This is a genomic window from Streptomyces sp. NPDC001594 (assembly GCF_042893675.1).
Classification (GTDB): Bacteria; Actinomycetota; Actinomycetes; order Streptomycetales; family Streptomycetaceae; genus Streptomyces.
This window is the reverse complement of the sequence record NZ_JBIAVB010000018.1, coordinates 156920-167852: the sequence shown is the minus strand read 5'-3', so window position 1 is coordinate 167852 and position 10933 is coordinate 156920. Positions and strand designations below refer to the sequence as shown.

9 protein-coding genes are annotated in these 10933 nt (G+C 73.5%); 3 read left to right on the top strand and 6 right to left on the bottom strand.

What is annotated here, in order from left to right; all coding sequences use genetic code 11:
• Positions 1 to 56: 56 nt before the first annotated feature.
• Positions 57 to 863, bottom strand: coding sequence for an ABC transporter ATP-binding protein (locus ACFY0O_RS31055; RefSeq protein ID WP_388952788.1), 807 nt, complete (start codon positions 861 to 863; stop codon positions 57 to 59).
• Positions 856 to 1722, bottom strand: coding sequence for an ABC transporter permease (locus ACFY0O_RS31050; RefSeq protein ID WP_388952832.1), 867 nt, complete (start codon positions 1720 to 1722; stop codon positions 856 to 858). The genes ACFY0O_RS31055 and ACFY0O_RS31050 overlap by 8 nt, the downstream gene beginning before the upstream one ends.
• Positions 1723 to 1956: 234 nt before the next feature.
• Between ACFY0O_RS31050 and ACFY0O_RS31045 the strand changes: the two genes are divergently transcribed.
• From ACFY0O_RS31045 to ACFY0O_RS31035, 3 genes are all read left to right on the top strand, one after another.
• A complete protein-coding gene (locus ACFY0O_RS31045; protein ID WP_388952785.1) occupies positions 1957 to 2601 on the top strand; it encodes a TetR/AcrR family transcriptional regulator in 645 nt (214 codons plus the stop codon).
• Positions 2602 to 2708: 107 nt separating this feature from the next.
• Positions 2709 to 3914, top strand: coding sequence for an NAD(P)/FAD-dependent oxidoreductase (locus tag ACFY0O_RS31040; protein WP_388952782.1), 1206 nt, complete (start codon positions 2709 to 2711; stop codon positions 3912 to 3914).
• Positions 3915 to 3977: 63 nt separating this feature from the next.
• A complete protein-coding gene (locus ACFY0O_RS31035) occupies positions 3978 to 4883 on the top strand; it encodes an RNA polymerase sigma-70 factor (protein ID WP_388952780.1) in 906 nt (301 codons plus the stop codon).
• A 1-nt stretch (position 4884) separates the two neighbouring features.
• Here ACFY0O_RS31035 and ACFY0O_RS31030 read toward each other — a convergent pair whose 3' ends face one another.
• From ACFY0O_RS31030 to ACFY0O_RS31015, 4 genes are all read right to left on the bottom strand, one after another.
• The gene (locus ACFY0O_RS31030; RefSeq protein WP_388952777.1) at positions 4885 to 7179 is read right to left on the bottom strand and encodes a CDP-glycerol glycerophosphotransferase family protein; all 2295 of its coding nucleotides are present in this window, start codon (positions 7177 to 7179) and stop codon (positions 4885 to 4887) included.
• Positions 7180 to 7285: 106 nt separating this feature from the next.
• Positions 7286 to 8125 (bottom strand): carbohydrate ABC transporter permease, encoded by an 840-nt coding sequence (locus ACFY0O_RS31025; RefSeq protein WP_388952775.1) that lies wholly within the window; start codon positions 8123 to 8125, stop codon positions 7286 to 7288.
• The gene (locus ACFY0O_RS31020) at positions 8122 to 9450 is read right to left on the bottom strand and encodes a carbohydrate ABC transporter permease (RefSeq protein ID WP_388952772.1); all 1329 of its coding nucleotides are present in this window, start codon (positions 9448 to 9450) and stop codon (positions 8122 to 8124) included. The genes ACFY0O_RS31025 and ACFY0O_RS31020 overlap by 4 nt, the downstream gene beginning before the upstream one ends.
• Before the next feature lie 5 nt (positions 9451 to 9455).
• Positions 9456 to 10868, bottom strand: a complete 1413-nt coding sequence (locus ACFY0O_RS31015; RefSeq protein ID WP_388952769.1) for an ABC transporter substrate-binding protein — start codon at positions 10866 to 10868, stop codon at positions 9456 to 9458.
• Positions 10869 to 10933: the final 65 nt, after the last annotated feature.

Below are 10933 nucleotides of genomic sequence, written 5' to 3'. Positions count from 1 at the left end.
GGGCCGGGCCCGGAACCCCTTCGAGGGGTTCCGGGCCCGGCCCGTTCGCGCTGTCGTCAGCCGCGGGTGAACGCCTCGTAGGCGTCGCAGACCTCCTTGGAGGGGCCGTCCATGCGGACGACGCCGGACTCCAGCCAGATGGCCCGGTCGCAGGTCTCGCGGACGGTGCCGATGGCGTGGCTGACGAGGAAGACGGTGCCGGCCCGCGCGCGGAGTTCCTCGATGCGGGCCTGGCTGCGGCGCTGGAAGGCGGCGTCGCCGGTGGCGAGGGCCTCGTCGATCATCAGGACGTCGTGGTCCTTGGCGGCGGCGATGGAGAACCGCAGGCGGGCGCCCATGCCGGAGGAGTAGGTGCGCATGGGAAGGGAGATGAAGTCGCCCTTCTCGTTGATGCCGGAGAAGTCGACGATGTCCTGGTAGCGCTCGCGGATCTGCTGTTTGGTCATGCCCATCGCGAGCCCGCCGAGGACCACGTTCCGTTCGCCGGTGAGGTCGTTCATCAGGGCGGCGTTCACTCCGAGGAGGGAGGGCTGGCCGTGGGAGTAGACGGCGCCGCGGGCGACGGGCTGGAGGCCGGCGATGGCCTTGAGGAGGGTGGACTTGCCCGAGCCGTTGGTGCCGATGAGGCCGATGGCCTCGCCCTTGTAGGCGGTGAAGCTGACGCCGCGGACGGCGTGGACCTCGCGGACGCCGGGGGCGGGCTTGCGGGAGAAGATCCGGCTGAGCGCGGCGGTGGCGCCGCCCTTGCGGGTGCCGGAGTTCACCTTGTAGACGACGTGCACCTCGTCGGCGATGACGGTGGGGACGCGGGTGTCGGCGGCGGTGCCGGGGGTGGCGCCGGTGCGGGTGAGGGTGTCAGCCACGGCCGTACTCCTCCTCTGCCTTCCAGAAGTAGACGAAGCCGCCGATGCCGGCGAGCAGGGCCCAGCCGATGGCGATCGGCCAGACGTGGTGGGGGAGCTGCGAGGCCTTGAAGCCGTCGATGAGGGAGAAGCGCATCAGGTCGATGTAGACGGCGGCCGGGTTGAGCTTGAGCAGGAGCATGACCCAGTGCGGCAGGTGGTCCGAGCGCAGCATGGTGTCGATGGACCACATCACGCCCGAGGAGTACATCCAGGTGCGCAGCACGAACGGCATCAGCTGGCTGACGTCGGGGTTCTTGCTGCCGATGCGGGCCATGACCATGGCGCAGCCCGAGCAGAAGACGGCCATCAGGAAGAGGGACGGCACGGCGAGCAGCCAGGCCGGGGAGGGGACCTGCCCGAAGGCCAGCAGCAGGATGACCAGGGCGCCCATGGTGATGAGCAGCTGCTGGAACAGCTGGACGACCGAGGACAGGGGCAGGCTGGCCCGGGGGAAGTGCAGGGCCCGGACCAGGCCGAGGTTGCTGTGGACGGCGCGGGTGCCGGTGTTGATCGAGCTGCCGATGAAGTCCCAGACGAAGACGCCGGTGATCAGGAACGGCAGGTAGTCCGGTACGCCGTGGCTGGCGTGCATGACCAGGCCGAAGATGAAGTAGTAGACGGCCGCGTTGAGCAGCGGGGTCATCAGGTGCCAGACCTGGCCGAGCTTGGCCGTGCTGTACGTGGCCTGCATCCGCGCGGTGGCGTACGCGATCACGAAGTGGCGCCGGTCCCAGAGCTGCGCGACGTAGGCGGGCAGGGAGGGGCGGGCGCCGCTGAGGGTCAGGCCGTGGGCCGCCGCCAGTTCCGCGGCGGTCATGGGGGGCGCGGCGGGTGGCGCGGAGGTCGCTCGGGTCACGGGCTTCGCTTTCGACGGGTCGGGGCGTCGTCGGCCGGGGGCGCCCCGAGGGGTTCCCCGTACGCGGTGCGGGGGTGGGCCGGGCGACGGGACGGGTCCGTATCGTCGCTACGGCGAGGTTAGGGGTCCCTGGGACGGAACGCAACCGTATCGTCGTGACGGGTCAGTGGCGGCGTCCGCGGCTATGCTCTGTGCATGACCACCGAGCCTGCCGCCGCCCCGGCCCCCGCCTCCGCGCCCGCCCCCGCCCCGGCCCGCCGCGCCCCCGCGGGCGCGGCCGTCCTGCGCGAGGACGTGACGGAGGCGATCCGCGCCGCGGTGCTCGCGGAACTGGCGGAGGCGGGCTTCGCCCGGATGTCCATCGAGGGCATCGCCCGCCGGGCCGGCGTCGGCAAGACCGCCGTGTACCGGCGCTGGAAGTCCAAGCTGCACCTGGTCCTCGACCTGATCGGCGCCTTCGCCGCCGACGGCCTGCCCGTCCCCGCCACCGGCTCCCTCTACGGGGACGTCCGCGCCCTGCTGGAGGTGATGACCCACGTCCTGCGCCACCCGGTGGCCTCCGCGGTGATCCCCGACCTCCTCGTGGAGGCGGCGCGGAACCCGGAGATCGCCGACGCGGTCCGCGGGGCCCTCCTCGACGGCCAGCGCCGGCTGGCCGAGGGGATCGTCGCCGAGGCCGTGGCCCGCGGCGAGCTGGCGGACTCCGCCTCCCCCGAGCGGGCCCTGGACCTGGCGATCGGCCCCCTGTACTGGCGGCAGGTCGTCGTGGGCGACGCCGTGAAGGGCGAGCACCTGGACCAGCTCGCCCGCTCCGTCGTGGCCGGGCTGAAGACCGGCTGACCTCCCCGCCGATGTGATCCGGCCCACACCCTGTCACAGGGGGGTGGGCTTCGGTGTCCTGTGGTCGCCCCCCCGGAGGGGCGGACCACTGCACCGGAGGAGAGACCATGAGCGGCAAGAGCACCGAAGTCCTCGTCATCGGCGGCGGTTACGCGGGCGTGATGGCGGCCAACCGCCTGAGCGGGCGCGGCGATGTGGCGGTCACCCTGGTCAATCCCCGCCCGGACTTCGTGCACCGCGTCCGCCTGCACCAGCTGGCGGGCGGCACCGACCCGGCGGTGGTGGCCTACCGCGAGGTGCTGGCGGACGGCGTACGGCTGCTGGTCGACAGCGTGACCCGGATCGACGCGGCCGGCCGCGCGGTGGAGCTCGCCTCGGGCGCCACCACCCCCTACGACTACCTCGTGTACGCGGTCGGCAGCGGCAGCGCCGACCCGAGCGTCCCCGGTGCCGCCGAGCACGCCTACCCGCTGGCCACCTTCGAGGAGGCGCGGCGGCTGCGGCCGGTCCTGGAGGCCGCCGCCCCGCAGGCCCCGGTGACCGTCGTCGGCGGCGGCCCGACCGGCATAGAGACGGCCGCCGAACTGGCCGAGGAGGGCCGCGCCGTCACCCTGGCCTGCGGCGGGGTCCTCGGCCCCTACCTCCACGCCCGCGGCCGCCGCGCGGTGGCCCGGCGGCTGGCGGCCCTCGGGGTGCGGGTCCTCGAAGGCCCGAAGGCGCGGGTGACGGAGGTGACCGCCGACGCCGTGCACCTGGCCGACGGCCGCGAGCTGCCCAGCGCGGTCACCGTGTGGAGCGCGGGCTTCGGCGTGCCGGACCTGGCCGTGCGCAGCGGGCTGCGCACCGACGCCCTGGGCCGCCTGCTCACGGACGAGACCCTGACCAGCGTGGACGACGAACGCATCGTGGCGGCGGGGGACTCGGCCGCCCCCTCGAACCTGCCGCCGCGGATGAGCTGCCAGGCCGCCATCCCGCTGGGTGCGCGGGCCGCGGACACCGTCCTGAGCCGGATCGCGGGGGAGCGGCCGGCGCACCTCAGCCAGGGCTTCGCGGGGCAGTGCATCAGCCTGGGCCGGGGCGAGGGCATCTTCCAGTTCGCCAGCAGGGCCGATGAAGCCGTGTGGTTCCACGTCGACGGCCGCCTCGGCGCGAAGCTGAAGGAACTGGTCTGCAAGGGCATCCTCAAGCACCTGTCGGGAGAGGCGCGCGAGCCCGGCGGCTACACGATGCACCAGGCCTCGGGAGCCACCCGCCGCAAGATCCTGGCGGCCGGCCGCACCGAGGCCCCCACGGCCCTCGAACAGGCCGCCTGACCGGGCGCCGCCCGCATCCGAGGACACCCCGGCCGACCGGCCGCGAAGGAGAGGCAGCAGAACATGACCCCCGAGACCACCGACACCACCGACCCGGCGACCGAGGCGTTCGTCGCGCACCGCAACCTGCTGTTCACCGTCGCCTACGAGATGCTCGGATCGGCCGCCGACGCCGAGGACGTCCTCCAGGAGACCTGGCTGCGCTGGGTCGCCGTCGACCTCGCCCAAGTCCGCGAGCAGCGCGCCTACCTGGTCCGCATCACCACCCGCCAGGCCCTCAACCGGCTGCGCAGCCTCCAGCGCCGCAAGGAGGCCTACGTCGGCCAGTGGCTGCCCGAGCCGCTGCTCACCGCACCCGACGTGGCCGAGGACGTCGAGCTCGCCGAGAGCGTGTCGATGGCGATGATGCTGGTCCTCGAAACCCTCTCGCCGACCGAACGCGCCGTCTTCGTCCTGCGCGAGGTCTTCGACTTCGGCTACGAGGAGATCGCCGCCGCCGTCGACAAGACCCCGGCGGCCGTCCGCCAGATCGCGCACCGGGCCCGCAAGCACGTCGACGCCCGCCGTCCCCGCCAGAGCGTCCCCCGCAGCGCGGCCTCCGCCGCCGTGGAGTCCTTCCTGCGGGCCGTGGAGACCGGGGACCCGCAGTCCCTCCTCGAGGTCCTCGCCCCCGACGTGGTCCTGATCGGCGACGGCGGCGGCCTCAAGCAGGCCGCGCTCCGCCCGATCGGCGGTGCCGAGAAGGTGGCCCGCTTCCTCCTCGGCGGCATCGGCAAGAACAAGCTGCCGCTCACCCTCGCCCCCACCGTGGTCAACGGCAGCCCGGCCCTCGTCGCCCACCTGGACGGGGAGCTCGACGGGATCATGGCGATGCGGATCGACGGCGACCGCGTGACCGGCCTCTACTACGTCCGCAACCCCGAGAAGCTCACCCACGTCCTGGCCGAGACCGCGCTCACCCTGCGCTGACTCAGGGCCACAGGCCCGCCGTCAGCGGCGTGCGGGCCGGGGCCGGCGCCGAGGACGGCGCCGGGGGCGCGGGTCGGCGGTCCTCCGGCGGGACGACCGCCGGGAGCGGTGCCTGCTGGCCCAGGAAGACCCGCCGCACCACGCGCTCGGCCGCGTACCCGTCGTCGTACGCGCAGAAGCGCGCGCGGAACGCCGCCCGCAGCTGGGCCGAGCGCGAGCCCTGCCAGTGTCCGGTGGAGAAGATGTCGACCAGTTCGTCCTCGGTCCGGGCGATCGCCCCCGGCGGGCAGGTCCGCAGGTCGAAGTAGGTGCCGCGGGCCGCCTCGTACGCCTCCCAGTCGTCCGCGTGGATCACGATCGGCCGGTCCAGGGAGGCGTAGTCGAACATCAGGGACGAGTAGTCGGTGACCAGCGCGTCCGAGGCCAGGCACAGCTCTTCCACCGACGGGTGGTCGGAGACGTCCAGCAGCCTCGGGTGCACGTCCCGGGCCCGCTCGGTGCCAGCGTACGTGAGGTGGGTGCGGGCCAGGACCGTGAAGCGGGGGCCCAGGTCGCGCAGGACCCGCTCGAAGTCCAGGTGCTCGGGCCGGCTGCGCCGGTAGTCGCGGTGGGTGGGGGCGTAGAGGATCACGGTGGTGCCCGGGGCGATGCCCAGGCGTTCGCGCAGGGCCACGACCTCGTCCTGGGTGGCCCGGTGGAAGGGGTCGTTGCGCGGGTAGCCGTACTCCAGGGTGGTGTACGAGGCGGGCACGGCCTTCTCCCACACGAGGGTGGAGTGCCGGTTCGCGGACAGCAGGAAGTCCCACTGGTCGGCGCCGCGCAGCAGGCCCTCGAAGTCCGTGGTGGGGGCGGCGGCCGGCCGGTCCTGGAGGTCGAGGCCGACCCGCTTGAGGGGGGTGCCGTGCTGGGTCTGGAGCAGGACCTGGCCCGGCCGCTTGACCAGCCCCCGGTCGAAGTTGACGTTCGTCGTCAGGTACGTGGCCCGGGCCAGCGCCGTCCAGTAGGCGGCCGAGCCCGGCTTCAGCGGGGTCGTCTCGGGCGGCAGGGTCGCGGTGTGCCGGGGGTCGCAGATCCAGGCCGTGCGCATGTGCGGGGCCAGCTCGCGCAGGGTGGCCTCGATGGCCGCCGGGTTGCAGGCGTAGCCGCCGTGCCAGTACGTGGAGAACACCGCGAGCTCGGGCCGCAGGGGCCGCAGCCGCTGGATCCGGTAGTGCAGGCGCAGGGCGCTCTCGCGCAGCCCCCGCCGCAGGGCCGTGCCGGCCCGGGCCGCGGCCAGGGCCGCCGCGCGGACCGCCGACGCCAGCCGGTGGGTACGGCGCAGCCCGAGCCGCATCAGGGCGTGCCGCAGCCGGTCGGTGCGCCCTGGCGACGGCGGCAGGGCGCCGACGCCGCCCGGGGTGCGGTAGCGGCGCAGCAGGGCCGAGGCGCGGGCGAAGAACTCGGCCCGGGCGGCCCGGGGGAGGCGGCGGGGGTCGGCGTACAGGGCGCAGAAGTGCTCGGCCATCCGCCGGTGCACCGCCGGGCGCCAGCGCTCCAGTTCGGGTCGGCCCGCGAGGTGGCCGAAGACCCGGTCGTACTGGTCGAAGACGTCGAGGTGGCGGCGGCTGGTGGTGGTCAGGACCGAGCCGGTGCGCCGCTGCCGGTGGTGCACGCAGACCCGGTCCAGGACGGCCACGGACTCGGCGGCCAGCAGCGCCGGAAAGGTCCAGGGGACGTCCTCGTAGAAGCCGGGCGGGAACTCCAGGCCCTCGCGGTCCACGTACTCGCGGCGGTACGCCTTGTTCCACACCGCCGTCGGCGTGCCCAGCAGCGCCGGCCGGTCGGCGAGCCGGAAGCTGGCCGGTCCCTCCTCGGAGAGCCGGTGCGCGAGGCCGCCCGGGACCAGTTCGCCGGTACAGGAGGCGCGGGCGTGGTCGAAGACGAGGACGTCGGGCGAGCCGGTGGCCTTGAGCCGGTCGGTGACGGCCTGGAGGGCGCCCGGGGCGAGGGTGTCGTCGCCGTCGAGGAAGACCAGGTAGTCGCCGGTGGCCCGGGTCAGGCCCGCGTTGCGGGCCGGGCCCGGGCCGAGGTTGTGCGCCAGGTGCACGGCGGTGACGCGGGGGTCGCGGGCCGCGTACTCGTCGATGATCGAACCGCAGGCGTCCGGCGAGGCGTCGTCGACCGCGATCAGCTCCAGATCCGGGTACGACTGGGACAGGACCGAGTCCAGACTCTCCTGGAGGTACGCCTGAACCTTGTACGCGGGCACGATGACGCTGAACCGGGGCACGGGACATCCAGGGGTCGGCGCGGGCATATTGCCGGGGAACGCCCGCGTGGCGATCGGGTTACGGCCCCTGCGGCATTCGGGTTACCCAGCGTCAACACGGCACGTCAACGCCATGATCGAGAAGGCTTCCCCGCTATTTGACCGCCCCGGCCATCACCCCCGTCACGAACTGCCGCTGGAAGGCGAAGAAGACCGCGAGCGGCACGACCATCGACAGGAACGCCCCCGGCGCGAGCACGTCGATGTTGTTCCCGAACTGCCGCACCTGCTGCTGGAGCGCCACCGTCACCGGCGGGTGCGCCGAGTCCGCGAAGACCAGCGCGACCAGCATGTCGTTCCACACCCACAGGAACTGGAAGATGCCCAGCGAGGCGATCGCCGGCCCGCCCAGCGGCAGCACCACCCGGGAGAACAGCCGCAGTTCGCCCGCCCCGTCCAGCCGTGCCGCCTCCAGCAGCTCGCGCGGGATCTCGGCGAAGAAGTTCCGCAGCAGGAACACCGCGAACGGCAGCCCGAAGGCGGTGTGGAACAGCACCACCCCGGCCGTCGTCTCGAACAGGCCGATGGCGCCGAAGAGTTCCGAGACCGGGATCAGCGCCACCTGCACGGGCACCACCAGCAGCCCCACCACCACCAGGAACAGCCAGTCCCGACCGGGGAACTCCAGCCAGGCGAAGGCGTATCCGGCGAGCGCGCCCAGGGTGAGGACCAGCACGGTCGCCGGGACCGCGATCGCGAGCGTGCTCAGCAGGGAGCCGGTGATCGTGTCGTTCGCCAGCAGGTGCGCGTAGTTGGACGCCGTCAGCCGCGAGGGCGCGGTCAGCGCCCGCCACCAGCCGCCCCGGTTCAGATCGCCCGAGGACAGGAAGGAGGAGACCAGCAGCCCGACGGTCGGCACCAGCCAGAACAGCGCGGCCAGGACCAGGAACACGCGCAGCAGCACACTGCCCGCGAGACGCCGCACGGCGTTCATCGCCGGCCCTCCTTCCGGATCCGGCGGATGTTGACCAGCATCACCGGCACCACCAGCACCAGCAGCAGCACCGCGATGGCACTGCCCAGCCCCTGGTCGGCGTCCGTGCCGAAGGAGGTCCGGTACAGCTGGAGCGCCAGCACGTTCGCGTCGTCCTGGACGGCACCCGGCGCGATCACGAAGACCAGGTCGAAGACCTTCATCACGTTGATGACGAGGGTCACCAGCACCACCACCAGTACCGGCGCCAGCAGCGGCACGGTGATCCGCCGGAACACCTGCCACTCGCCCGCCCCGTCCACCCGGGCCGCCTCCAGCAGCTCCCGCGGCACCGCCGCCAGCCCCGCCCCGATCAGCACCATCGCGAACCCCGCCCACATCCACACGTACGCGCCGATCACCGCCGGCGTCACCAACACCGGCCCCAGCCACTCCACCCCCGCGTACGCCTCACGGAAGTTCGACGCCGGCAGCCGCAGCCGGGCCCCGTCCGCGGCGGCCGGCAGGGTGAACGTGCCGTCGGCGCGGGCCGTGGCCGCCGCCACCGTCCGGCCGTCCTTCACCGCCTCGATCCGCATCCCCGCCAGGCCCGTCTCCGCCGGGTCCACCACGTTCACCGCGCCGCCCCCGCCCCGGGTGAAGTCCTGCCAGACCGTCCCCGTCACCTGCCCCGGCACCGGCCGCGCCCCCACCGCCGTACGGGCACCCTCGGGCAGGGCCTCCGGCGCCACCCCGACCAGCGGCAGCAGGGCCGGCACCCCGGCCCGTACCGGCTCGCGCGTCACGAAGGCGCCGTCCCCGGCGGGCTCCAGCGGGGAGTCCCGGCCCGGGCGGGCCTTCGGGAACGCCGAGGACGGGGCGAAGGCGTCGTGCACCCCGACCACGACCGCGTTGGCCACGCCCCGGTGCGGATCGTGGTCGTACACCAGCCGGAAGATGATCCCCGCCGCCAGCATCGAGATCGCCATCGGCATGAACACCAGCAGCTTGAACGCCGTCCCCCAGCGCACCCGCTCCGTCAGCACCGCGAAGACCAGCCCGAGCCCGGTCGCCACCGCCGGCGCCACCGCAACCCACAGCGCCGTGTTGCGCAGCGCCGTGCGGATCGCCGGATCACGCACGATCGCGGTGTAGTTGGCGGCGCCGACGAAGGAGTCCCCGGAACGGTCGAAGAGGCTGCGGTAGAGCGAGAAGCCGATGGGCTGCACCACCAGCGCCCCCAGCAGCACCAGCGCCGGCAGCAGGAACGCCGCCGCCACCAGCCGCCGCCGCGCGGCGGCCCGGCGGCCCGGGGTACCCCGGACCGCCCGCGTCGAGGCCCGCACGGCCCCTAGTTCCCGTAGGCCTTGGCCGCGTCGGCCTCCAGCCGCGCCTGGGTCCCCGCCACGTCGGAGGGGTTCGCCAGGAAGTCCTGGAGCGCCTTCCACTCACCCGTCCCCGGCGTCGCGCCGAACGCCGCCGGAGCCTGGTCCGACATGTCGAAGCGGAAGTCGTCGCCCGCCGCGATCAGCGCCTTCGCGATGCCCCGCTGGATGTCGTTCGGGTACGCCGCGAAGTCCACCGCCTTGTTCGGGGAGACGAAACCGCCCTCGGCGGCCTGGATCCGGGCCGCGTCCGCCGACGCCAGGAAGGTGAGCAGGGCCTGCGCCCCCTTCGACGGCTTCAGCGCCACCGCCACGTCACCGCCCGACACCACCGGGGCCTTCGCCCCGACCGCGGGGAACGGGAAGACCAGGGCGTCCTTGCCGACCTTCGCCTCCGTCTGGGCGATGTTCACGCCCACGAAGTCACCCTCGAAGACCATCGCCGCGGCCGGCCGGTCGCCCCCGGTGAAGGTCTGCGTCACCGACTTCGGGAACTCCGTAGCCAGGGCCCCGCTGGTGCCGCCTGCCAGGAAGTCCTTGCGGCCGAACAGCTCGCCCAGGGTGGTCAGCGCCTGCTTGACGCTGTCGTCCGTCCACTTGATCTCGTGCTTCGCCAGCCGGTCGTACTTCTCCGGACCCGCCTGCGAGAGGTAGACGTTCTCGAACCAGTCCGTCAGCGTCCAGCCGTCCGCACCCGCCACCGAGACCGCCGGGGTACCGGACGCCGACAGGGTGTCCGCCGCCGCCAGCAGCTCCTTCCAGGTCTTCGGCGGCTTCACGCCCGCCGCGTCGAAGGCCTTCGCGTTGTACCAGACCAGCGACTTGTTGGCCGCCTTGTAGTAGACCCCGTACTGGGTGCCGTCCACCGCCCCCAGCTGCCGCCAGCCCGGCGAGTAGTTCGCCTCCAGCTGCGCCCGGGCCTCGGGCCCCACCGGCTGCGCCCACTTGTTGCGCACCGCCGCGGCCAGTGCGCCGACCTGCGGGAGCAGCGCCACGTCCGGCGGCTGGCCACCCGCGACCTTGGTGCCGAGGAAGGTGACGATCGGGTCCTGCGCCGGGACGAAGGCGACGCTCGCACCCGTCCGCTTCTCGAACTCCTTGAGCACCTTGGCGAAGTTGGCCTGTTCGGGGCCCGTCCAGACCGCCGCGACCTCCAGCTTCTCGCCGGGCAGCTTCGGTAAGACGACCGTGGGGCCCTTCTGCTCCGGGCCGGTGGACGGGCGTGCGGCGTCACCGGACTCGACGTCGCAGGCGGTCAGCGCCAGCGCGCCCGCCGCGATGAGGGCCGCCCAGGCCCGTCTCCTCGTGTGGGTTCTCGTACCGGATCTCGTACGCGTTCTCGTGTGGCTCGATCCCTGCCGTCCGTACCGTCCGCGCATGGTGCCGCCCCCGATGCCGTGTGGCCGTGAAGTGCTCCGTGCCACCAGGTCTACGCCGCCCCGCG